Source organism: Roseobacter sp. MH60115 (assembly GCF_015644665.1).
In the GTDB taxonomy this organism is placed as follows: Bacteria; Pseudomonadota; Alphaproteobacteria; order Rhodobacterales; family Rhodobacteraceae; genus Roseobacter.
Map to the genome: position 1 here is coordinate 93251 of NZ_JADOBQ010000004.1, position 24041 is coordinate 117291.

The 24041-nt window shown below is 62.0% G+C and carries 19 protein-coding genes; 10 read left to right on the forward strand and 9 right to left on the reverse strand.

Features of this window, described 5'->3' with window-relative positions:
- The first annotated feature begins 25 nt into the window (after window positions 1–25).
- The 6 genes from ISX84_RS13530 to ISX84_RS13555 all read left to right on the forward strand — a co-directional run bounded on the left by ISX84_RS13530 (window position 26) and on the right by ISX84_RS13555 (window position 4781).
- Window positions 26–955, forward strand: coding sequence for an AEC family transporter (locus tag ISX84_RS13530; protein ID WP_195820914.1), 930 nt, complete (start codon window positions 26–28; stop codon window positions 953–955).
- 65 nt (window positions 956–1020) lie between these two features.
- A complete protein-coding gene (gene fghA / locus ISX84_RS13535; RefSeq protein WP_195820915.1) occupies window positions 1021–1851 on the forward strand; it encodes an S-formylglutathione hydrolase in 831 nt (276 codons plus the stop codon).
- Complete coding sequence (locus ISX84_RS13540) at window positions 1848–2303, forward strand: YaiI/YqxD family protein (RefSeq protein WP_195820916.1); 456 nt, start codon at window positions 1848–1850, stop codon at window positions 2301–2303. Before fghA ends, ISX84_RS13540 begins: the two co-directional genes overlap by 4 nt.
- 23 nt (window positions 2304–2326) lie before the next feature.
- On the forward strand, window positions 2327–2947 hold the full coding sequence (locus tag ISX84_RS13545) for an HAD family hydrolase (protein ID WP_195820917.1): 621 nt from the start codon (window positions 2327–2329) through the stop codon (window positions 2945–2947).
- On the forward strand, window positions 2944–3861 hold the full coding sequence (locus tag ISX84_RS13550) for an ornithine cyclodeaminase family protein (protein ID WP_195820918.1): 918 nt from the start codon (window positions 2944–2946) through the stop codon (window positions 3859–3861). The genes ISX84_RS13545 and ISX84_RS13550 overlap by 4 nt, the downstream gene beginning before the upstream one ends.
- On the forward strand, window positions 3858–4781 hold the full coding sequence (locus tag ISX84_RS13555) for an alpha/beta fold hydrolase (protein WP_195820919.1): 924 nt from the start codon (window positions 3858–3860) through the stop codon (window positions 4779–4781). Before ISX84_RS13550 ends, ISX84_RS13555 begins: the two co-directional genes overlap by 4 nt.
- Here ISX84_RS13555 and ISX84_RS13560 read toward each other — a convergent pair.
- Window positions 4778–6019 (reverse strand): MFS transporter, encoded by a 1242-nt coding sequence (locus ISX84_RS13560; protein WP_195820920.1) that lies wholly within the window; start codon window positions 6017–6019, stop codon window positions 4778–4780. The two genes, ISX84_RS13555 and ISX84_RS13560, sit on opposite strands and share 4 nt — an antisense overlap.
- A gap of 132 nt (window positions 6020–6151) precedes the next feature.
- On the opposite strand from ISX84_RS13560, the gene zapE reads away from it, so the two are divergent.
- Window positions 6152–7210 (forward strand): cell division protein ZapE, encoded by a 1059-nt coding sequence (gene zapE, locus ISX84_RS13565; RefSeq protein WP_195820921.1) that lies wholly within the window; start codon window positions 6152–6154, stop codon window positions 7208–7210.
- A gap of 118 nt (window positions 7211–7328) precedes the next feature.
- On the opposite strand, the gene ISX84_RS13570 is transcribed toward zapE, so the two are convergent.
- The 4 genes from ISX84_RS13570 to ISX84_RS13585 are packed head-to-tail and all read right to left on the reverse strand — an operon-like array spanning window position 7329 to window position 13611.
- On the reverse strand, window positions 7329–8603 hold the full coding sequence (locus tag ISX84_RS13570; RefSeq protein ID WP_195820922.1) for a bifunctional folylpolyglutamate synthase/dihydrofolate synthase: 1275 nt from the start codon (window positions 8601–8603) through the stop codon (window positions 7329–7331).
- Window positions 8600–9553 carry an acetyl-CoA carboxylase, carboxyltransferase subunit beta gene (accD, locus tag ISX84_RS13575; protein WP_195820923.1) on the reverse strand — a complete coding sequence of 318 codons (954 nt, stop codon included), beginning with the start codon at window positions 9551–9553 and terminating at the stop codon, window positions 8600–8602. The genes ISX84_RS13570 and accD overlap by 4 nt, the downstream gene beginning before the upstream one ends.
- Before the next feature lie 56 nt (window positions 9554–9609).
- A complete protein-coding gene (locus ISX84_RS13580) occupies window positions 9610–10509 on the reverse strand; it encodes a CPBP family intramembrane glutamic endopeptidase (protein ID WP_195820924.1) in 900 nt (299 codons plus the stop codon).
- A 12-nt stretch (window positions 10510–10521) separates the two neighbouring features.
- On the reverse strand, window positions 10522–13611 hold the full coding sequence (locus ISX84_RS13585) for an ABC transporter transmembrane domain-containing protein (RefSeq protein ID WP_195821308.1): 3090 nt from the start codon (window positions 13609–13611) through the stop codon (window positions 10522–10524).
- A gap of 207 nt (window positions 13612–13818) precedes the next feature.
- Between ISX84_RS13585 and ilvD the strand changes: the two genes are divergently transcribed.
- The 3 genes from ilvD to ISX84_RS13600 all read left to right on the forward strand — a co-directional run bounded on the left by ilvD (window position 13819) and on the right by ISX84_RS13600 (window position 16903).
- The gene (gene ilvD, locus ISX84_RS13590) at window positions 13819–15582 is read left to right on the forward strand and encodes a dihydroxy-acid dehydratase (RefSeq protein WP_195820925.1); all 1764 of its coding nucleotides are present in this window, start codon (window positions 13819–13821) and stop codon (window positions 15580–15582) included.
- 164 nt (window positions 15583–15746) lie between these two features.
- Window positions 15747–16520, forward strand: coding sequence for a DUF6478 family protein (locus ISX84_RS13595; RefSeq protein ID WP_195820926.1), 774 nt, complete (start codon window positions 15747–15749; stop codon window positions 16518–16520).
- Window positions 16521–16531: 11 nt separating this feature from the next.
- A complete protein-coding gene (locus ISX84_RS13600; RefSeq protein ID WP_195820927.1) occupies window positions 16532–16903 on the forward strand; it encodes a hypothetical protein in 372 nt (123 codons plus the stop codon).
- Between the two features lie 57 nt (window positions 16904–16960).
- Here ISX84_RS13600 and ISX84_RS13605 read toward each other — a convergent pair whose 3' ends face one another.
- The 4 genes from ISX84_RS13605 to ISX84_RS13620 all read right to left on the reverse strand — a co-directional run bounded on the left by ISX84_RS13605 (window position 16961) and on the right by ISX84_RS13620 (window position 23968).
- Window positions 16961–18295, reverse strand: coding sequence for a S41 family peptidase (locus ISX84_RS13605; RefSeq protein ID WP_195820928.1), 1335 nt, complete (start codon window positions 18293–18295; stop codon window positions 16961–16963).
- Window positions 18296–18301: 6 nt separating this feature from the next.
- The gene (locus tag ISX84_RS13610; protein ID WP_195821309.1) at window positions 18302–19432 is read right to left on the reverse strand and encodes a murein hydrolase activator EnvC family protein; all 1131 of its coding nucleotides are present in this window, start codon (window positions 19430–19432) and stop codon (window positions 18302–18304) included.
- The gene (gene gpmI / locus ISX84_RS13615; protein ID WP_195820929.1) at window positions 19429–20946 is read right to left on the reverse strand and encodes a 2,3-bisphosphoglycerate-independent phosphoglycerate mutase; all 1518 of its coding nucleotides are present in this window, start codon (window positions 20944–20946) and stop codon (window positions 19429–19431) included. The genes ISX84_RS13610 and gpmI overlap by 4 nt, the downstream gene beginning before the upstream one ends.
- 79 nt (window positions 20947–21025) lie before the next feature.
- Window positions 21026–23968: an error-prone DNA polymerase gene (locus ISX84_RS13620; protein WP_195820930.1), complete on the reverse strand. Its 2943-nt coding sequence runs from the start codon at window positions 23966–23968 to the stop codon at window positions 21026–21028.
- Window positions 23969–24041: the final 73 nt, after the last annotated feature.

Genomic DNA, 24041 nt, shown 5'->3' on the forward strand with positions numbered 1-24041 from the left:
GGACGCTTCGCACTAACAACCAAGTATGGTTGAAGTTTTCCTCAAGACCGTCCCCTTCTTTGCATTGATCGGTCTGGGGTACTGGGCGGGCTACACGCGGTTTTTCAGCGAAGAGGCCACGGCCTATCTCACCAAATTCGTCTTCTACTTTGCCCTGACCGCGATGCTGTTTCGCTTCTCGGCCAATTTGTCCTTTGAAGACGTCTGGGACACCAATCTCGTCGCCGGGTATCTGGTTGGGACCCTGGCCGTCTACCTCATCGCCACACTGGTGGGATATCTGCGCAAACTCGATGTGGCCACCACGGCGGTCGAGGCGCAATGTGCGGCGATTGGCAATGTCGGCTTTCTGGGCGTACCCATGCTGACCCTGCTGCTGGGGGAGGCCGCCATCGGGCCGATCATGATGGCGCTGGCGGTTGATCTCATTGTCTTTTCCAGCCTGATTGTCATCCTGATCACCGGCTCCCGCGATGGGCGGTTGAGTTTCGGCGTGTTCCGGACGGTGGGACTGGGTCTGATCAAGAACCCGATGATCGTGGCCATCGTTGTGGGGTTGATGTGGTCCTTTTTCGATCTGCCCATTCCGGCACCGGCCAATGAGTTTCTGGCCATTCTGGGGGGAGCCGCGACACCCGGCGCGCTTTTTGCCATCGGCGCGTCACTGGCCAGCAAATCCGCTGAGAGGCTTCAGATCGCGGGCTGGCTGAGTTTTTGCAAGTTGGGGCTTCATCCGCTTTTTGTTGCCGTGGGGGTGCTTTACCTGTTTCCGGCCGATCCGTATTTCGCGGCCGTGATCATCTCGGCCGCCGCTTTGCCGGTGGCGGGCAACGTCTACATCCTTGCCCAGCATTACGGCGTGGCCCCGCACCGGGTTTCCGCTGCGATCCTTGTGTCCACGATCGTCAGCATTCTGACCGTCAGCAGCATCATTGCCGTGGTCGCACCGACCTGAGCCCCCTTGTCGCACCGCGCTACGCGCGGTAGCCATCATGTACATCAGGAACGAGGAGCCCGCCGATGCAAACCATCTCTGAAAATGCCTGCTTCGGGGGGACGCAAGGAGTCTATACGCACGCCTCGAAACCCTGCGCCTGTGACATGACCTTTGGCCTCTTTATGCCGCGCGAAGCCGAAGACGGCCCCGTGCCCCTGCTGTGGTATCTGTCGGGCCTGACCTGCACGCACGAGAATGCGATGACCAAGGCGGGCGCCCAGGCCTGGGCGGCGGAACAGGGGATTGCGGTGGTGTTTCCCGATACCTCCCCGCGCGGCGAGGATGTGGCGGATGACGAGGCCTATGATCTTGGCAAAGGTGCCGGGTTTTACGTGAACGCGACTGAAGACCCATGGGCGCCGCACTACCGCATGTGGGACTACATCACCGAGGAACTGCCAAAGGTGCTGGATCATTCCTTTGCGCTGGACATGTCCCGCCAGGCGATCACCGGCCATTCCATGGGCGGGCATGGCGCGCTGACCATGGCGATGTCGCTGCCGGGGCGGTTCCGCTCGGTTTCCGCCTTTGCGCCGATTTCGAACCCGACGGACAGCGATTGGGGGCGCAAGCAGTTTTCTGCATATTTGGGGAACAATGAAGAGGCCGGGGCGGCCCACGATGCGACCCTGTTGATGCAGCAGAAGGGGTTTGAAGGGCCCGTCCTCATCGATACCGGCAGCAAGGATCAGTTCATTGATCTGTTGAAACCCGAGGCGCTGGCTGCGGCAACGGCGGCGCGCCGTCAGCAGGCGACACTGCGGCTGCAGCCGGGGTATGATCACAGCTATTTCTTCGTGTCCACTTTCATGGAGGAGCACGTGGCCTTTCACGCGGACGCCCTTTACGCATGACCGCGCTGTACATCGATGCGGATGCCTGTCCGGTCAAGGCGGAGGCTGAAAAGGTCGCCACGCGCCATGGCGTGAAGATGTTTGTCGTGTCCAATGGCGGGCTCAGGCCTTCGCAAAATCCCTTGGTGGAAACCGTTATCGTCTCGGACGGGCCGGATATCGCCGATATGTGGATCGCGGAGCGCTGTGGGGCAGGGGATGTCGTGGTGACCGGCGATATCCCTTTGGCCGCCAAATGCGTGGAGGCCGGGGCGCAGGTACTCAAGCACAATGGCGAGCCTCTGACATCGGCCAATATCGGCAATGTTTTGGCGACGCGGGACCTGATGGCGGACCTGCGCGCCGCCGATCCGTTTCGGACAGGAGGCGGCAAGGGCTTTACAAAAGCCGACAGGTCCCGTTTTCTGGACGCATTAGAGCGGGCCCTGCGGTCTGCAAAAGCGATTGATTGAAATACATGATTGAAGATGCGGATATGAAACCGAAAGCGGTGATCTTTGACATCGGCAATGTGCTGATCGAGTGGCAACCGGAACGATTCTACGACCGGGTGATCGGTGAGCCACGTCGCCGCGAGATGTTCGACGCGGTTGATCTGCACGGCATGAACGAGCGGGTGGATCGCGGTGAACATTTCACGGATACGATCTACGCGCAGGCAGAGGCGACGCCGGACTGGCGTGCGGAAATCCGGATGTGGCATGATCGCTGGATCGAGATGGCAACCCCGGTGATCGAACATTCCGTGCGGTTGATGAAGGCCCTGCAGTCGAAGGGGGTCCCGGTTTTTTCACTGACCAATTTCGGGGTGGAAAGCTATGATTTTGCGGCGACGCATTATCCGTTCCTGCGCGAATTCGACCGCGACTTCATCTCTGGTCATATGCGGGTGACCAAGCCGGACCCTGACATTTACGCGCAGCTTGAAGAGGTCTCTGGACTGGGCGGCAGCGACCTGATTTTCACCGATGACCGTAGCGACAATATCGCCGTCGCCGCCGCGCGGGGCTGGCAGACGCATCTGTTCGAGGGACCGCAGGGATGGGCCGCAAGGCTGATCGAAAGCGGGCTTTTGACGCAGGATGAGGCAAGGTGACCACCACCGTCATCCCCTTTGCAGAAGGCGAGGCACATCTCGACTGGATCGCTCTGACGGAGGCGCTGGCAGCGGGGCACCGGCTGCCCAAGGCCGAGATTGCCGATACATTCCTCTACCGGGACCCCGACACGCTGCTGAACCGCGCCGCCTGGATAGACGGGCTGGGGTCGGCGGTGAAATCCGCCACGATCTTTCCAGGCAACAGCGCGCGCGGCGCATCCTCGATCAACGGTGGGGTGATGCTGTTTTCCGATGCTGACGGGACCTTGCAGGCAATCATTGATTTCCATCTGGTGACCAAATGGAAAACTGCCGGTGACAGCCTGCTTGCTGCGCGGCGTCTGGCCCGACCCGACAGTCGAAACATCCTAATCGTCGGCGCCGGGACACAGGCGCGTGGGCTGCATGCCGCGTATCGCGCGGCCTTTCCCAAAGCAGAGTTCACGATCTGGAACCGCACCGGCGCAAATGCTGAAGCCCTGGCGCGGGAGATCCCCGCCCTTACCGTTGCAACATCGCTGGAAGACGCCGTACGCGCGGCGGATGTCATCACCTGTGCCACCATGTCCACCACGCCGCTGATACGAGGAGAGTGGCTGCAACCCGGGCAGCATCTGGACCTGATCGGCGCCTACCGCCCCGATATGCGGGAGGTAGACGACATGGCCCTGCAGCGGGGACGGCTCTTTGTCGACAGTCTCGATACCACGGTCGGGCACATCGGCGAGATCAGGATTCCAATCGAAACAGGCGCGATTCAGGCGTCGGACATCGTGGCCGATTACTATGCACCAGAGGCCTTTGCCCGCCGCAGCGAGGACGAGATCACGGTTTTCAAGAACGGGGGCGGGGCGCATCTGGATCTGATGACCAGCCGCTACATTCTCGACCGATGGGAGGCTCACACATGATCTGGGTGTACCTCATTCTGGCCGCGATCATTGCAACCCCGCTGATCATCGAGGCGACCCGCAAGCGCATGGGGGACAAAGCCCGCGCCACCGCGCCCGGACAGTTTGCGCAGCTGTCGCAAGGCATCACGCACTACCAGTGGTACGGCCCCGGCGATGGTCCCGTCGTGGTTTGCGTGCATGGGCTGACCACGCCCAGCTTCGTCTGGCAGGGGATCGCCAAGGGGCTCGCACAGATGGGGTTCCTCGTACTTGTCTATGACCTTTACGGACGCGGATTTTCTGACCGGCCAAGCGGCCTGCAGGATCGTGACTTCTTTCTGAGGCAGTTGAACGATCTTCTGGAGGATCAGGGTGTCGACAATGATATCACGCTGGTTGGGTATTCGATGGGAGCGGCGATCGCGACGACCTTCGCCGCCCGTACGCCCCGGCGTGTTCATGAACTTATTCTGCTTGCGCCCGCCGGAATGGCCGATCTGAAAAAGGGCATATTGGGTTTCATGGCGCGCACGTCGGTGATTGGCACCTGGCTGATGCTGGGGCTCTACCCGATCCTGCTGCGTCAGGGGCTGAGGGCTGAAAAAGGCAATCCAACCAGCGTGGCGGGGATCACCGATCTGCAGGACGCGGAGCTCAACTGGTGCGGGTTTGTGCCCGCTGTCCGCGCCAGCCTCGCCGGTATCCTGTCCGAAGACCTGCAGGAGGCGCACAGGTTGCTGCACCGCGAAGATGTGCCGGTGCTGGCGATCTTTGGCGACAAGGACACCGTGATCCCGCTGTCATCCCGTGACGTGCTGCAGCACTGGAACAGCGACGCGCACACGGCGGTGATCGCGGGCGCGGGCCACGGTCTGCCCTATTCGCACACCGCGGACGTGCTGGAAGAAATCAACGGTTTCGTGCAGCACCGCGACTAGGCCACGCGCAGCCCTTCCAGTCTGCGCTCCCGGATGGGCAGGTGGATGATTGCGCTGAACGCCCCGACGCCGACACCGATCCACCAGACCAGCGTGTAGTCGCCATAGACGTCATACATCCGTCCGCCCAGCCACGCCCCCATGAAGCTGCCCATCTGGTGGCTGAAGAACACGATCCCATAGAGCGTGCCCATGTAGCGCAGCCCATAGATATGGGCGACCAACCCGGAGGTGAGCGGGATCGTCGCCAGCCACAGGCTGCCCATGACGATGGAAAACAGGATCACGCTGGTCGGGGTGATCGGGAACATGATGAAAAGCGCCGAGGCCACGGTTCGTCCCACGTAGATCGCCGCGAGCAGGTATTTCTTGGAATAATGCTTGCCGAGCCACCCGGCGAGCAGCGTGCCGCCGATGTTGGCTACGCCGATCAGCGACAAGGCCACGGCGCCCAGGGCGGAGGTCGTGCTCACACCCATGCTATCGAGCATGCCACCCGGCGCGATGGGACCACAAAGCTCGACAATAAAGGCCGGGAAATGCGCGGTGATGAAGGCCAGCTGATAACCGCAGGAAAAGAACCCCAGAAAAATGAATGTATAGGAGGGATCGCGGAACGCCTTGACCAGAATCTCGCCCATGCTCTCTTCCAGCTCGGATCTGGTGGCAACCTGCGGGGCCCGCATCAGCGGCAGCAGGAGCAGCACAAGGATGATGGAGAGAGCAAAGACCAGAAAGATATTCTGCCACGGCATGAACCCCAGCATCCACTGGGCCAGTGGCGGGCCAAAGATCTGGCCCCCGCTGCCTGCAGCCGACACGATGGCCAGCGACATCGACCGGTTCTCGTCCGATGCGGCCCGCCCGACCACCGCCAAGATCACGCCAAACCCGGTACCGGCGATGCCGAACCCGACAAGCCAGGCGTAAAGCTGGTGCTCAATAGGCGTCACCGAATAGGCCGACAGCACCAACCCCAGCGCATAGATGAGCGCCCCGAGGATGATTGCCTTGCGATCCCCGATCTTTTCGGCCAGCGCGCCAAAGAGCGGCTGCCCGATCCCCCAGGCGAGGTTTTGAATGGCAATCGCCAGGGAGAATTCCGCCCGCAGCCAGCCAAACTCCTCGGCGATCGGGATCTGGAAGACGCCAAAAGCGGACCGGACCGCAAAACTGGCGATGATGATCACACAGCCAACCATCAAGACGGGCGTGAAAAGGGGGGTGCGGTGCTGCATGGTCGGTCCTCCAGTCTCGCGACACTACGCCCGTCCCCTCACAGGTCAATTCAGCATTTATTTGGGTCACATCAAATTTCCTTATGTATCGACAGCCTTTCCTCCGCACGCACCGCGCGCTATTGCGAAATGATGAAAATGCTGGGCGACATCTATCAAGACCTGATCGACGCAGGCGCGCTGCAGGCGGACGACGCCCAGCTGACCGTCTTGCCGGAATTCGACCGCATCCGCGCGGCTCTGAGCGTGCCGGTTAAAAAGGGATTGTTCCGCAAGGCGCCGGAGCCGCCCGAGGGGCTGTACCTCTGGGGCGGTGTGGGGCGCGGGAAATCCATGCTGATGGACCTTTTCGTGGAACATCTGGAAGGTATTCCGGCGCGGCGCGTGCACTTTCACGCCTTCATGCAGGAAATCCACACCGCCATGCACGAGGTGCGCAAGACCGGCGTCGAGGACGCCATTGCCCCAGTGGCCGCCGATGTCGCCGCCTCTGTGCGGCTGCTGGCCTTTGACGAGATGCAGATCACCGACATCACCGATGCGATGATCGTCGGCAGGCTTTTCGAGGCCTTGTTTGCAGATGGCGTCGTGGTGGTCACCACGTCCAACCGGGTGCCGGATGACCTCTACCACAACGGGCTCAACCGCGATCTGTTCCTGCCGTTCATCGCGCTGATCAAGGAAAAGATGAATGTCGTTGAGCTGACCAGCCCCACCGATTACCGACAGGACCGGCTTGGCGGGCAACCGGTCTACTTCACGCCGATCAACGCCGAGGCGCGCGCCGCCATGGAAGCTGTCTGGAACGATCTCGCCGGGGGCCCGGGCGAGCCGCTGATCCTGAAGGTGAAGGGGCGCGAGGTGGAACTGCCCGCGTTCCGCAACGGGGTCGCGCGGGCCGGGTTTCACGACCTGTGCGGCAAACCTCTGGGACCGGCGGACTTTCTGGCACTGGCGGAGGCGGTCAAAGTGCTGATGCTGGATAATGTGCCGACGCTGTCGCGCAACAACTTCAATGAGGCCAAGCGCTTCGTGACCCTGATCGATGCGCTTTATGAGGCCAAGGTACGGTTGATCTGCTCTGCGGCGGCGAAACCGGAAATGCTCTATCTCGAAGGAGAAGGCACGTTTGAGTTTGAACGCACGGCCTCGCGCCTGCGCGAGATGCAGTCGGAGGGCTGGGGGCTTTAGACACCCTGAGACGCCAAAGTGTGGGTCCGGGTCGCTGGCCGTCCGCGTTCCTGTCGATTTGCCCGCAGCGGCCCGAAAAATACAGGGCATCCGCATGCGACCGAAAGCAATCCCGATCTCAGCCGTTGTCGCGCAGAACAGCCCCGGCAAGATACAAGGACCCACAGATCAACACGCGTGCGGCGGGTGTGCGGCGGGCAATATCCGCCAGCGCGTCCATCACCGTCGGGGCTGTCGTTGCCTGAAACCCGGCGGTCCGCGCAGCCTCGGCGGTGACATCTGCGGGCAAGGTATTGGCCTCGCCGGGAATGGACACCGCCACGAGGGCGTCAGCCACCGCCGCCAAGGGACGCAGATAGCCGCCGATATCCTTGGTGTTCAGCATGCCGCAGATCAGATAGGTGGGCCGTGTCGGCAGGCTCGCAATGTGACGCGTCAGCGCCTCGCCCGCGGCTGGGTTGTGCCCGCCGTCCAGCCATAACTCGACCTGCGGCGCCGCCTCGCAAAGCGGGCCGCTCTTCAGCCGTTGCATGCGCGCAGGCCAATGGGCGGATGTCACGGCAGCTTCGCAGGCCGGGGTGTCCAGACCCAAATGTCGCAACACGGCCAGCGCCGCACCGGCATTCATGATCTGATGGTCTCCGGGCAGGTTGGGACGCGGCAGATCCAGCAACCCGTTGTCGTCCTGATACACCATCCGGTCACGCTCCGGCCCCACATGCCAGTGCTGACCGTAAGCCAGCAACGGCGCGCAGAGGCGTGCAGCGACCTCCTCGATGACCTCCAGACCGTCCTCTTCCTGTCGGGCAACCACGCAAGGGATGCCGCGTTTCAGGATGCTTGCCTTTTCAAAGGCGATCTTGGCCAGCGTGTCCCCCAGAAACTGCTGGTGATCGATGGAAACAGGCGTGATCACACTCACCGCAGGCGCCGCAATGACGTTGGTGGCATCCAGACGGCCGCCAAGCCCCACTTCAAGCAGGGTGTAATCCGCCCTTGAGCGGGCAAAGGCCAGCAATGCCGCGCAGGTGGTGATCTCGAAATAGGTGATGTTCTCGCCGTTGTTCGCAGCATAGCACTCGTCCAGAACCGCCGTCAGCGCCGCCTCTGAAATCAGCTCGCCCGACACGCGAATACGCTCGTGAAACCGCGCCAGATGCGGACTGGTATAGGCGTGCACGGTCTTGCCCGCAGCCTCCAGCCCCGCGCGGATCATGGCCAGCGTAGAGCCTTTGCCATTGGTGCCTGCGATGTGGATCACCGGCGGCAGGTCGTTCTGCGGATTGCCCAGCGCCTCCAGCAGACGCCAGACACGATCCAGCGTCAGATCGATGATCTTGGGGTGCAGCGCCATCATCCGCTCCAGGATGACGTCCGATGTCTGGGGGGTCATTTCTTGTCGGTCTCGGCAGCGGCTTGATCTTCTTCTTCCGACAGCGCATGCGGCAGGTCCGCGCCCGGTTCAGGCGGCGGCAGATCCCCACGTACCGCAGGGGGCAGGCCAAGCAGCATCCGGGTGATGGAGATCAACTCGTCCCGCATCTGGCCGCGATGCGTGACCCGATCCAGCATGCCGTGATCCAGCAGATATTCGGCCCGTTGGAAGCCTTCGGGCAGCTTCTCGCGGATGGTCTGCTCAATGACCCGTGGCCCGGCAAAACAGATCAGCGCATTGGGCTCGGCAATATGCACGTCGCCCAGCATCGCGTAGCTCGCTGTGACGCCGCCGGTAGTCGGATGCGTCAGCACCACGATGTAGGGCAAGCCCGCCTCCTTCAACATCTGCACCGCCACGGTTGTGCGCGGCATCTGCATCAGGCTGAGAATCCCCTCCTGCATGCGCGCGCCACCGGCGGCGGAAAACAGGATCAGCGGGCGTTTCAGCTTCACCGCTTCCTGGGCCGCGGCAATGATCGCATTGCCCACATACATGCCCATGGACCCCGCCATGAAAGAGAAGTCCTGGGCGGCGGCCACAATCGGCGTCCGCCCGATTTCGCCACTGGCGACCAGCATGGCTTCGGCTTCGCTGGTCTGTTTCTGCGCGGCCTTCAGCCGGTCGGGATATCGTTTCTGATCGCGGAAATTCAGCGGATCAGGCTTGGGCGCCTCGACCTTCACTTCCGTGAAAATGCCGCCATCGAACAACGACGTGAAGCGGTCGCGCGGCGTGATATGCATGTGGTGATCACAGTTGGTGCAGACATTCAGATTGTCCGACACCTCGCGGTGAAACAGCATGGTGCCGCATTCGGGGCATTTGGTCCACAGGTTGTCCGGCGTCTCGCGGCGCGAAAAGATCGAGTTGATCCTTGGCCGGACATAGTTCGTGATCCAGTTCATGGCGGTTCCTTTGGCGTCCCTTGACCCTAGTTAATCCTGTCCCGCGAAAAGTGCAATCAACGGCGGATGGCCAGACGTGCGGCCAGCCAGCTGACGAACATGAAGCCGAAATCAACCGGTAACCAGGCCCGCACCGCCTCTGTATCGGCCAGCGAGAACGGGCTGAGGTAAAGCGCCAGACCCGACAGGTCATCGGGCAGAGAGATGATCAGGATCGCTGCGACGTTGTTCACGAAATGCACGGCAATCGCGGGCCCCAACGTCCCCGCGCGCGCGGTCAGATCGGCCATCAGCAAACCAAAGATCATCGCCCAGACGGCGATGGTTTGGGCATTCGGTCCGGCGGTGTCCGGCAGGTAGTGCCCGAAACCAAACAGGATGGCAGGAAATACCATCCAGATCAGCGGGGAGCGGAACCGCGCGGCCAGTTGTTGTTGAATGTAGCCGCGAAAGAGCACCTCCTCGGCGCTGACCTGCACGAGCACCGCGAGCAGGGACATCGGCAACAGCATCAGCCAGAGACCCCACCCGAGGTTGGGCACCAGTGGCGCGCCCATGTCCCAGGGTGGCAGGATCCAGATCACCGCGTTGAGCAAAACAAGCACGATCAGCACGTCGCGCATCTGTGCTATGCACAGACGAAAGTTGCCCAAAGTGCCGCCAAATCCGCGTTTGTGTACAACCCGCAGAGCCACGGCGACACCGAGGATCATGAACCCGAAGCTGAGGAGCAGTAGATACATGGTGAACGGTGTGGAGCCGCTGTTGAGCCGTTCCGCAAAGGCGCCTGCCTCCTTGCCCTGCCAGGTGAACAGGGTCTGGAACATCGTCTGATTGCAGATCAGATACACGCCCGACGCGATGATCAGCCCCATGACCAGCCGCCACAGCTGCGCGGTGTCGCGCGCCGGTGCTATCAGGGCTTCATGTGCCGCATAGGCTCTGCGCCAGAACATGTGCCGTTCTCCCTAGGCGTCCGTTTTCGCGTCTTCCGGCGTGTCCTGCGGGATCTCCACCCGCGCCTCACGCAAGAGTTCCGCCGCACCGGTCAGATGCCCGGCGACCGTGCGCAAGAGGATCATCAGGACGTTCGGGTCCGTCTCGATCACGGACCGGAATTCTTCTGCGCCGATGCGCAGGAATTTCGTTTTCTCGATCGCCACAAGGTCAAGCTGGCGCGGCTCGTCCAGAATGACCGCAAGGTCCCCGATCAGCCGACCCGGGCCAACAGCCGTCACATCGTGCCAGTTTTCGTCGTCGTCGCGGTACCCCATCATCGCACTACCGGACAGGCACAGGTAGGCCGCATCCGGCCGCTCACCCATGCCAAAGATGCGCTGGCCCTTCTCCGCCGTATACCACTGGGCGGAGAACGCCAGCAGCCGCTGGCTGCGCGAATCCAGTTTGCCAAAGAGATCCGTGCGCGAAATCACCCGTATCTTGCGGCGCAAATCATCCGATCCGCTGTCTTCGTTCTCGTTCAAATCGGTATGCTCTACCCCATCGATCCGACCATTCTTGAGCTCGACGAACATGTCATAGGCCGTCGGGTTCTCAAATTTGTCCTCCAGGAAGATCATCGTGGTGTCGGGCAGCAGATCCTGCAGCTTGGCGCGGGTGCGTTTGCGGCTTTCGGCATCGTGGCTCGCCAGCACCGTGTCGAGGATCAGGATATCCGGACGTTTGATCCCGGCCCGGCTGAAGGCGGCGCGCTCCTGGAAAATGCTGGCCAGATTGGTGCCGCCCAGGCCGGTCTTGATGTCCAGTATCGTCTCTGCCACGGAGCGTTTCAGCCCATGTTCCGACAGCACTTCGGCCACCAAATCCTCGATCAACTCGCCCTGCACACCGGCGATGGCGGAAATCCGGCCATAAAGCGCGTTTTCCAGCAGCGTCAGCCGGGGCAGGTAGTTTTCCGGGGCGACCGGTACAAAAAGACCGCGCGTGCGCTCGCGCATCTCGTCGCTCTTGTTGCGGCGGATTTCGAGGATCTCCTGTTTGAAGCTTTCGGGAAAGCCGGGCCCGATCTGTTCTGCGGTAAAGGCAAAGGGCACGGTCAGCAGCAGCGCAAATTCTTCTTCGGTCAGCGCCTGGTCGCCTTTTTCCTGCCGCCGTGTCGCGATGTCGACCAGTCGCTCGTAAAGCTCTTCCTCGATGCCCAAAGCGGTGAAAAGCGGGTGGCTGGTGCCATCCATGCCAAAGGTCTGGTGCAGCGTCTCGATCAGTGTCTGCGAGATCGCGATCCCCTGCTCTGCAAGGCCTATTTCGGAGATCAGCGCCAGAAAATCCCGCTCTGCCGCAAGACCCTGCTGCGAGATATCGCGTTTGGGGGAGGCAAACATCAGGTTGCCGCCCAGCGGGATAGACGGGTTGAATTCCTCCGGGTGGAACCGGTTCACAAAGCCGTCGAGACCGCGTTCCACGAGTTTCTGATAGACCTCTTCGCGCATGGCCACGATGGAGGCCGCCAATTGCGTGTGCAATTCAGGATCCATGCGCGAATTCAGCATGCGGCGAAACATGAACTCGTCAACGCCCATGGCCTCGACCAGTTGGAACCACCAGCCGCGGATTTCTTCGGCACTGTTGAGACCGGCAAGACCGGGGTCGAGCCAGTCGGCCTTTGTGCTGTCGAGGCTGTTGCCCGACCGCTTTGCCTCGATGCCGGTCCTGTCCTTGCGATCAGGGTCCCACAACACGGTCTTGGGGCTGGACCGCAGCGGCATCAGCAGGTTGTCCCCCAGCGAGCCGTCAAAGAGATAGGGACGTGAATGCGCGTACCCAATACGGGCGGCAATCACCGCCTGATGCAGTTGCGACAGCTCGTGCCCGGCCACCGTCACACTGCCGCGGGTGGGCATGATCTCGCGGGTCAGCACCTCCGCCAGCGCCGTCCGCTCGACCTGGCTGGTCGACTGAATGGCAACGCGCGCACCCGCCGGAATTTCAAGATCGATGTTTTCAAGAACCGCGTTCCCGTCGGAATTGCGCACGGTCAGGTTCTTGACCGAAATCACGCCATCAAGCCGGGGCACCTCCTTGGGCTCACCTTCAAAGAGCGACTCGTCGATCATGTCCTTGGGCGCAAAACGCTCGGTCACGATTTCCCAGCGCAGGGACATGTCCTGCACCTGATTGTAGTAGGTCAGCAACTCTTTCCACGGGCTGGACAGGTCCTTGTAGGCCGCGAGGGCAGCCACCAGCGCGCCTACGGTGATGTCGCCACGGATCGCCAGATAGCCCCCGGCGGAATAAAAGAAAAACGGCGTCAGCTGGGTGATGAAGTTGTTGAGAAACTTCATGAAGAATTTTTTCTGATAGATCTGGAAGCGGATCTCGAAAAGCCGTCCCAGCCGTTCCGTGAAAGTCGCCAGACGATACCGCAGCCCGCCGTTGGTGCGCAGATCACCGATGCCTGCCGCTGTCTCGCCGATCTCGGAGGAGAAGCTGCGCACTTCGACAATGCGCTTCTTGTTCAGCTGGTTGATCTGGCGCTGCAGCATCGGGATGAGCCAGGCTTGCAGCGGGATCAGCGCCACACCGGCCAGGCCGAACCACACGCTCTGCGCAAAGAGGAAGATCACGATGATCAGCATCTGCCCGGCCTGAAACACCGGCTGCGCCACGGCGTCCCCCATCAGACCGCCCATGGGTTCGGCCTCCGATGTCACCATGGACACCAGTTCACCCTGCGAGGTCTTGCGAAAATAGGCGCGCGGAAACCGCATCATCCGGTTGATCAGCCTGTAGCGGAACCGCCGCAGCATCCGCTCCGCCAGCACGCCCTTCATGGTGTTCAGCCGCATTTTCAGCAGCCCGTGCACCAGCACGGCACCAAGATAGGCAAAGCACAGCGCCATCAGGAACTGGGTCTGCGTCATGCTGATCCCGAACACGGTGACCGTATCGCTGGCCGCACCGATGGCGTCATTGATGATCCGCTTGGGCAATTCCAGCGTGGCGTAGAGAAAGGGAAAGGTAAAAAGCGTGAAGAACAGCAAAAAGAGCTGCTCTCGTTTGGAAAACTTCCAAATGAACGCAAAGAGTGAGGATTCCATGCAATGGCTTTCGGTATTGGGCTGACGGCGCCGTCGCAACGGGTGGGGACGCGCAAAAACGTTGCTGTTCATGCAACTTAGGGCTCCGGTTTTGGCAATACAAGCGCTGGGATGATCAAGGCTTGTGCATATCTGAACGCTTGTGCCTTGCAGGGCATCGGGGGGTTGGCTATTCGGGACGGGAGTTTTTTGAAGGGGAGACCGCCCATGACCAGCCAGCGTTTTGACAAATCAAGACTGCCAAGCCGCCACGTGACCGAAGGGCCCGCGCGCGCGCCGCACCGGTCCTACTACTACGCCATGGGAATGACGGATGAGGAAATTCACCAACCGCTGGTCGGGGTCGCGACCTGCTGGAACGAGGCCGCCCCCTGTAACATCGCGCTGAACCGTCAGGCGCAGGCCGTGAAAATGGGCGTGAAACGCGAAAGCGGCACGCCGCGTGAGTTCACCACCATCACCGTCACCGACGGGATTGCCATGGGGCATGAAGGCATGCGCTCCTCGCTCGCGTCCCGCGAGGCGATTGCCGACACGGTAGAGCTGACCATGCGCGGGCATTGCTATGACGCCATCGTGGGTCTGGCGGGCTGCGACAAATCGCTGCCGGGCATGATGATGGCGATGATCCGTCTGAACGTGCCGTCTGTCTTCCTCTATGGCGGGTCGATCCTGCCGGGCCGTGCGCCCACAGGGGCCGCCGTTCCCGAAGATTTTGCCAATCGCGATCTGACCGTTCAGGACATGTTCGAAGCCGTCGGTCGCCAGCAAAGCGGCAGCCTCACCGAGGCCGAACTTGAGGTGCTGGAACGCGTGGCCTGCCCCTCTGCCGGGGCCTGCGGCGGGCAGTTCACTGCCAATACGATGGCCTGCGTGTCAGAGGCCATTGGCCTTGCGCTGCCGAACTCCGCCGGGGCCCCCGCCCCCTACGAGAGCCGCGATGCCTATGCCGAAGCCTCCGGTGCGGCGGTCATGAACCTGATCGAAAAGAACATCCGCGCGCGGGACATCGTGACCCGCAAATCACTGGAAAACGCCGCGCGCATCGTGGCCTGCACCGGCGGGTCGACCAACGCAGGTCTGCACCTGCCCGCGATGGCGCATGAGGCCGGCATCGACTTCTTCCTCGAAGACGTCTGCGAGATTTTCCGCGACACGCCGTATTTTGTCGATCTGAAGCCCGGCGGCCAATATGTGGCCAAGGACCTTTATGAAGCAGGCGGTGTGCCGGTTGTGATGAAAGAGCTGCGCAAGGCGGGCCTGATCCACGAGGATTGCATCACCGCCACCGGCTATTCCATCGGCGAGGAAATCGACAAGGTCACGCTGGAAGCGGACGGCCGGGTGATCTACCCGGTGGAGATGCCACTGTCGAAAACCGGCGGTGTCGTGGGCCTCAAGGGCAACCTTGCCCCCGAAGGCGCCATCGTGAAAATCGCGGGTATGGAGCCGCAGCACCTGCTCTTCAACGGGCCTGCGCGCGTTTTTGAATGCGAACAGGATGCCTTCGAGGCCGTGCAGAACCGCACCTATGAGGAAGGCGACGTCTTCGTGATCCGCAACGAAGGCCCCTCCGGCGGCCCCGGCATGCGTGAAATGCTGGCAACCACGGCGGCGCTCTCCGGTCAGGGCATGGGCAAGAAGGTAGCACTGATCACCGATGGCCGGTTTTCTGGCGCCACGCGCGGCTTCTGCGTGGGTCACGTTGGTCCCGAAGCGGCCCATGGCGGCCCCATCGCCCTGCTGAAAAACGGCGATGTAATCACCCTGAACGCCATCGAAGGCACCATTTCGGTGGATGTGTCCGACGACGAAATGGCCGAGCGCAAGGCGCAGTGGACAGGCCCCCGCGAGACCATCTACGGCGCGGGCGCCCTGTGGAAATACGCCAAACTGGTTGGGCCAACCTACCTGGGCGCGGTGACGCACCCCGGCGCCAAGGAAGAAGGCCACGACTACATGGCGCTGTGATCCCCCTGATCCTTGCGCCTCTGGCAGGCGCAAGGGGTCGGTTCTGATCCGGGCGCAACTGTCTCCAAAAAATCCACGCATCGTCCCGATTTCGTGGTTTATACTCGCGCAACCCTTTCGTTAGATAAGGGCGGTCAGAGGCAATAGGGGCAAATCGCAGACCGATGGGCAAGGGCGGAGACACCTTTTGGAACACGGCGATCTATCGGCGCGCTTTGCAAGGCTGGGCGCTGTCGGCCCGCCAGGCCCGTACCGCGAAACTGAGCATTCTGCGCAAGCAACGTACCCGCGCCCGCCTGCTCCGCGCCCATCTGGATCGCCTGATCCACACCGCAGAGGAAAGGCTGGCCCTACCGGTTGTCGGGTCCAACAGCTTTCCCAAACCGCATAACGCCGATTGGGCCTGGCGGCCCGAACTGTGGCGCGGTCCGTTGCCGATACCCGGCCTCTCCTCGGTGCAGAACAAATCGATGCTGGGCGATGAGGTGACGCTCTTTCACGATTGTGACCGCTCCGAGATCACGCTGCGGCAGGTTCGCAACACGCGGCAGGAAGATCTGGCGCCCTACTGCCTGCGCATTGACGTCTTTCGGTTTGACGGCTCCTTCCTGTCGGCAGTCGTCGATCTGCCCGGCGGAGCCGTCGATGGCCTCAAACGTACACATATCCTGCGCGTCAGCAGCATCATCGAAATGGAAAAACCCATCGAGATTTTTGTGCGCCTCAACATTCGCCATGGCCCGAACACCGAACAGCTCGTGCGGGAGGTACAGGTGACCGGCAAGGACGTGGAAGTGGAATTTGACCTCGCCTACTGCACTCTGAACGAAAATCGCATCGAAAAAGCCTGGGTCGATTTCATTTTCGAAGGGCCGGAAATGAATCAGGTCACGCTGCGCGATCTGACCTTTTCACGCCGCCAGCGCGCGCAAGTCTAGGAGCGGAACAGATGACTGAGCTGGTTGTCATCAAGACAAGATTGCACGGCGGCACCTGGGAAGGTATCGTCACCGGTTCCGGCGATACGCCACCTGCCGTGAGTGTGACACACCTGGAAAATCCGCTGCCCGACGTCACCCTGACAGCAGCCGCGGAGGCCGGCAGCTGGCTGTTGCACATTCCGGTGCCCGTGGAGGCGATTGCCGATGGGGTTCAGACCATTCTGATCACCGACACCGAAACCGGTGCCCGGCTCGACAGTTTCACGCTGATTGCCGGCGAGGCACTGGGGGATGACTTGCGCGCGGAGGTCGATCTGCTGCGCGCGGAGCTGGATATGCTCAAACGTGCCTTCCGGCGGCATTGCGTCGAGACCGCCTAAGAAAAAGCCCCGCCAGTCGAACCGGCGGGGCTTTTTGAGTGCAATGCGATGTGCGGATTACTCGACAGGCACCAGCGCGCTGAGGCCCTTGAGAATGTCGATGGCATAGGCCAGCTGATAATCCTCTTCCCGCAGGGCCGCCGCCGCATCCGCTTTTGCGCGATCCGCCTCGATCTGCTTGATCTGGTCGTCGGACAGGCTGTCATTGTTCAGGCTACCGCGCAGATCGGCTTCGGAGCGCAGGCTGCGAGGCGTATCCTCGTCCTCTTCCTCGTCAGGCCGGTTGCGGGGCTGTTCGACAACAATATCCGGCGACACGCCCAGAGCCTGGATGGAGCGGCCGGACGGCGTGTAATACCGCGCGGTTGTGAGGCGCATGGCCCCGTCCCCCCGCAGCGGCATAACGGTCTGCACGGACCCTTTGCCGAAGCTCTTGGTGCCCACGACGATGGCGCGGCGGTGATCCTGCAAGGCGCCCGCCACGATTTCCGAGGCCGACGCGGACCCGCCGTTGATCAGCACGACAATCGGTTTGCCCTCGGCAAGATCACCCGCCGTGGCATTATACCGCTCGCCGTCCTGAACCTCGCGACCGCGCGTGCTGACGATTTCGCCGCCTTCAAGGAAGGCGTCCGACACGCGGATCGCCTGCGTCAGCAGGCCACCGGGGTTGTTGCGCAAATCCACGACGATCCCGTTGATCTTGTCGATCCCACCGGCCTCTTCGATCTGTTCTTTCAGGCCCGCTTCGAGGTTCGTGTAGGTCTGGTCGTTGAAGGTCGTCACCCGCAAGACAACCGTGTCGCCCTGCGTCCGGGTGCGCACCGCCGTCAGCTTGATTGTGTCGCGGATGATCGACACATCGAAGGGCTCGGTCTCGCCTTCGCGCACGATGGTGATCAGAATTTCCGACCCCACGGGGCCGCGCATCATCTCGACGGCCTCATCCAGCGTCAGGCCCAGCACGGAATCGCCATCCACGTGGGTGATGAAATCGCCCGCTTCGACACCGGCCTCATCGGCAGGCGTCCCATCAATGGGGGAGACGACTTTGACAAAGCCTTCTTCCTGCGTGACCTCGATGCCCAGACCGCCAAATTCACCACGTGTCTGGACGCGCATGGCTGAGGCGTCATCGGGCGACAGATAGCTGGAGTGCGGATCGAGCGAGGTCAGCATCCCGTCAATGGCCGCTTCGATCAGCTCACCGGCCTCGACCTCCTCGACATATTGCGCGCGGATGCGCTCAAAGATGTCTCCGAAGAGGTCCAGCTGTTCATAGACATTGCCGGATTTTGCTGTCTCCTGCGCCAACAGAGGACCCACAACCTGCGTCGTTGCGATGATGCCTGCGAGCGTGCCGCCCACTGCTGCCATGGCAAACTTTTTCATTTTTCTCTATCCATCCTTATCGGTTCGGAACCAGAGGCTCGGGTCCTCGGCTGCGTTCTGATGTCTTACCTCTATATAGAGCGTTTCTGATCGCTCTGCGCCAGTGTCATCACCATCTGTTGACAATTGGCCCCGGATTTTCGCCGCAGCGTCGCCCATAAGCCCCAAAGGAGCCCCTGCGTCAATGACCTCTCCGGCAGTACCGTAAACAACATCCAAACCGGCCAGCACAAAAAGCACCTCCGCCTGCGGTTCGAGAATCACCACCTGCCCGAGATCCAGGAGCGGTCCGGTATAGCGGATCGTGGCCGCGACCGGGCTGGTCACGATCGCCTGCGGACGGGTAGCCAGGATGATCCCCGGGCGGGTGATCCCGGCGGCATCGGCCTGGCCTGCACCATGCAGCACGATGCCCTGAACCGGCAGGGGCAGGTCGCCTTTCTCACCGGACAGTGTGACCGGTGCGGCCTGTCTTTCATCCTCCACCACCCGCGCCAGCCCGTTGGCGAAACCCGCCAGCGTCTCTGCCGAGGCGATCAGGATCGCTTCGCGCACCGGATCCTGGGTGAACCTTTTGGGCAGGTCGGTGCGTTCGGCAATCGCCTGGTTGAGCGCGGTACGGGCGGCTTGAACCTCGTTGAGCCCTTTGGACAGCTCTCCGGCGGCATCCGTCTGTATGGCGCGCAGGATTTGCAGATCTTCCAGATCGCGGCGCAGATCACTTGCGCGGGCATGCAGCGCAGGTGTCATCTCCGCCAGCAACATGCCCGAGCGCGCCGTGCCCGTCGGCCCGCCGGGATGCAGAAACGCGACCGGGGATTGTTGCGCGCCGATCCGCTGCAGGACGGCAAGCAAGGTGGCAATTTCTTCGTTCCGGGCCTGCAATTGCGCGGTCAGCCGCGCCTCGCGGACGGCGGCCTGACGCAAGCCGCTGCGCAGGGCCCCCAGCCCGTCTTCGAAGGCCTGGATCGTCTGCGTGAGCGCGCGGACACGGTCACGCGCGGACTCCGCCGCCTCCAGCTGCGCCGATGCGTCCTGCAACAGGGCCATCGCCGCACGGGCCCGGTCGGCATTGTCCTGCTGCGCGAACCCCGCGGCGGGCAGACAAAGTGCAACGATCAACGCGGCCCATTTCATGTCAGCAAACAACGGCCTGTCATTTCTGGCGGCGGCGCGATGCCCATCAGGTGCAGCACCGTCGGCGCAAGGTCGGCCAACCGCCCCTCGGTCAGCTTGGCGCCCGCAGGCGCACCGACCACCGCAACGGGCACGGGGTTCAGCGTATGCGCCGTGTGCGGGCCACCGGTTTCAGGATCAATCATCATGTCACAATTGCCGTGATCGGCGGTGACGATCATCGCACCACCCACCCGCTCCAACGCCGCGACGGCCTGACCCAGCCCCTGATCCACCGCCTCGCAGGCCTTGATGGCTGCATCAAGATCGCCTGTGTGCCCCACCATATCGGGGTTAGCGTAGTTCACGACGATCAGGTCATACCCGTCCTCAATGGCGCCCACCAGGCTGGCCGTGACCTCGCCTGCCGACATCTCGGGCTGCAGATCATAGGTCGCCACATCCGGGGATTTCGGCATCTTGCGGTCTTCGCCGTCAAAGGACACTTCTTCACCGCCATTCAGAAAGAAGGTCACATGCGGGTATTTCTCCGTCTCGGCCAGCCGAAACTGCCGCAACCCCTTCTGCGACACCCAATCGCCCAAGGTGTTCACGATCTCCGGCTTTGGATACATCACCGACATGTATTCCGAATGCGCCTCGGAATACTGCGCCATGCCCATCAGGGCGGCCCAGTTCGGCCGATCCCCGGTTGCAAAGGCGTCAAACCCCGGATCGCCGATGGCTGCCATGATCTCGCGCGCGCGGTCGGCCCGGAAGTTCAGACAAAAGACCGCATCGCCGTTCTGTGCGCCCGCATATCCATTCAGCACGGTGGGGGCGATGAACTCATCCGTCTCGCCTCGCGCGTAGGCCTCCGAAACGGCGGCCTGGGCATCAGCGGCCTCCGCCCCCTCGCCCTTCACGATGGCGGCAAAAGCCTTTGACACCCGATCCCAGCGATTGTCGCGGTCCATGGCGTAGTAGCGCCCCGTGACGGTGGCGATCCTGACCCGTTCCGGCAGTGCATTTTGCAGAGTTTCAAAGAAAGCTTCGGCAGATTTCGGGCTCACATCGCGTCCGTCGGTCAGCGCGTGAATGACAACCGGCACATCAGCCGCATCCAGCGCCTTGGCTGCAGCAATCATGTGGTTGAGATGACCGTGCACCCCACCATCCGAGACAACCCCCATCAGATGCGCCGTCCCGCCGGTGCCATGCAACCGGGTGATAAATGCCCTAATCCGGGTGTTTTCGGCAAAGGTGCCCTCTTCAATGGCCAGATCGATCTGGCCGAGGTCCATCGCCACAACGCGTCCGGCGCCGATATTGGTGTGCCCCACCTCGGAATTGCCCATCTGCCCCTTGGGCAGGCCGACGTCCGGGCCAAAGGTGGTCAGCGTCGCCTGCGGGCAGGTCGCCATGATCCGGTCCATCGTGGGCGTCTTGGCGAGCAGCGGCGCATTCCCCTCGCGTCTGTCGCTCAGGCCCCATCCATCCAGAATGCATAAGACAACAGGTTTCGGTGCGCTCATCTGCTCTTCTCCTCGGGCGGTTTTGCGGCTTTGTAGCGGCTGTGCCGGGCGGCGTGAACCCTTTCTCCGCGTTCCGCCTTCACCGGCCTCGCGTTTCTCCGTCAGAGGTGGAGGATTCCTTTGAGATCCCCGCCGCGCCGGGTGTCAGCCTGTCCCGCAAAAGCGCCAGCGGATGTGCCTTGAGGGTCAGCCGTGTCGCCACATAGTCCTCGACCACCTCTTCCCCCACTGTCATTTCAGGCAGCAGGGCTACGGGCTCATTGACCACCTCGCCGTCCAGATCGCTGGCGAAAAGCGGCAAGACCGCGCCCGGGACAAGCGCCTTGGCGTCCCAAAGCGCATCACGCCGGGCCAGCCCGATGTTTGCAAAGACATCCGCCTCGGCCAGCCGCACGATCAGCGCCGGGGCCAGCCCCGCACGCCGCCAGACATCCTGCACGGAGCGGTAGCCGTTTCCGCGCGCAGCGGTCAGCCAGCCTGCATCCTCTTCGTTCAACCCCTTGATCTGGCGAAACCCCAGCCGCAGCGCCAGCCTGCCCTGCCCGTCAGGTTCCATCGTATTGTCCCAGAAACTGGCGTTCACACAGACGGGGCGGACCTCTACCCCATGTTCACGCGCATCCCGCACGATCTGCGCGGGCGCATAGAACCCCATGGGCTGGGCATTCAGCAAGGCACAGGCAAAAATGCCCGGGTGGTGACATTTGATCCAGCTTGAGGCGTAGACCAGCAGCGCAAAGCTGGCCGCATGGCTTTCGGGAAACCCGTAGGATCCGAAACCTTCGATCTGGGAAAAACACCGCTCGGCAAAGTCGTCTTCATAGCCGTTGCGTTTCATCCCGCGCAGAAACAGCGCCCGGAATTCGCTGACATTGCCATGTTTCTTGAAGGTCGCCAGCGAGCGCCGCAGCCGGTCCGCCTGATCGGGGGTAAAGCCTGCGCCAACGATGGCGATCTGCATCGCCTGCTCCTGAAAGAGCGGCACGCCCAATGTCTTGCCCAGCACCTCGCCCAATTCGTCCGAGGGGAAGGAAACCGCTTCCTCCCTGTTCCGGCGCCGGATGAAAGGATGCACCATATCCCCCTGAATGGGACCGGGCCGGATGATCGCCACCTCGATCACCAGATCGTAGAACGTGCGGGGCTTCATCCGGGGCAGGAAATTCATCTGTGCCCGGCTTTCGACCTGAAAGACGCCAATGCTGTCGGCCTTGCACAGCATGTCATAGACGCGCGAATCCTCAGGGGGCAGCGTGGCCAGCGTATAGCTGGCGTTGTGGTGCAGTTTCAGGAGATCAAACGCCTTGCGGATGCAGGTGAGCATGCCAAGGCTCAGCACGTCGACCTTGAGAATGCCCAGAGCTTCGATGTCGTCCTTGTCCCAGCAGATGACCGTGCGGCCTTCCATCGTGGCGTTCTCGATAGGCACCAGCTCATCAAGCCGCCCGTCGGTGATCACAAAACCGCCGACATGCTGGGACAGGTGCCGGGGGAAACCGTTGATTTCATAGACCAGTTCCAGCGTCTGCTGCAGGCGGCGGTCGCGGGCATCCAGTCCGATTTCAGCCATGCGTTCCGCCTCGATCCCCTTGGTGGAGAAAAACCCCCAAAGCTGGGAGGAGAGCGCCGAGATCGTGTCCTCGGTCAGGCCCATGGCGCGGCCCACCTCGCGGATCGCGCGTTTGCCGCGGTAATGCACGACCGTCGCGCAAATGCCTGCGCGTTCCCGCCCGTAGCGTTCATAGATATGCTGGATCACCTCTTCGCGGCGTTCATGTTCGAAATCCACGTCGATATCCGGCGGCTCGTCACGCGCCTCGGAGACGAAACGTTCAAAGACCATCGTGCCGATTTCCGGACTGACAGAGGTGATGCCCATGCAGAAACAGACCACGGAATTGGCCGCCGACCCGCGCCCCTGACAGAGAATGTCGCGGGACCGGGCAAAGGCAACGATATCGCGGACCGTCAGAAAATAGGGCTCGTATTTCAACTTGGCGATCAGGGTCAGCTCGTGTTCGAGCAGTTTGTGCACCTTTTTGGGCGCGCCCTGGGGATAGCGCCAGTCCAGACCCTCATACGCCAGACGGCGCAGGCGTTCGGACGGGGTTTCGGTTTCGGTGCCTTCCGACGGGTATTCGTAGCGCAGCTCATCCAGCGAGAAACTCAGGTTCTGTGACAGGGCATAGGCGCGGTCGACCGCCTCTTCGAACCCTGCAAAGAGCCGCCGCATCTCTGTCTCGGAACGCAGGCGTGCCTCGCTGTTGGGCAATGCGTCACGGCCAAGCGCATCCACCCGGCAGCGGGACCGGATGGCCGTGACGACATCCGCCAGCTTGCGCCGGGCACCGTGGTGCATCAGCGGCGCGGCGCTGGCCAGGGTTGGTATGCCCAGGGCTGCCGCCTGATACGTAAGGCCCGCAAAATGATCAGCATCGCGGCCATCGTATTGGGGCACGAGACCGAGGTGGAGTTTTCCGGCAAAGCGGCGCGTCAGCCTGTGCGCAGTTTGCACCCATCCATCCGCGCCGCCCGGTGAGCTTTGCGTTTGTGGCCAGAGGATCATCTGCAGCCCTGCCCCCCCTTTCAGAAGGTCCGCAAGCTGCAGGTCACAGGCACCTTTTTCCGCAGCCAATCGACCCTTGGACAGCAAACGACACAGAACACCCCAGCCCGCCCGGCTTTCGGGCAGCACCGTCACCGGGCAGGCGTCGGTAAAGACCAGTCGGGCCGCCGGGATCAATCGGGGCCGGACAGAAAGGATGTTTTCCGACTGGCTCGGGCCTTTTGGTGCAGGCGGCCCCATGGGTCCATGCGCGGCGTCCCAAGCCTCACGCTCCTGCAGTTGCCGCGTGATGTCGCGGGCCTGCGCATGTGCCCGCACGATCCCGGCCACCGAATTTTCATCGGCAATGGCAATCGCGTGCAGACCCAAGGCAGCCGCCCGTGACATGTATTCCTCAGGATGGGACGCCCCTTTGAGGAAGGAGAAATTCGAGGTGATATTGAGTTCGGCAAACATAGCAGGGCTGCAGTATATTCACCTTTTGTTCCTATTTGGAGTCTCTTTTGAAAGCGCATCATTCGGATCGATT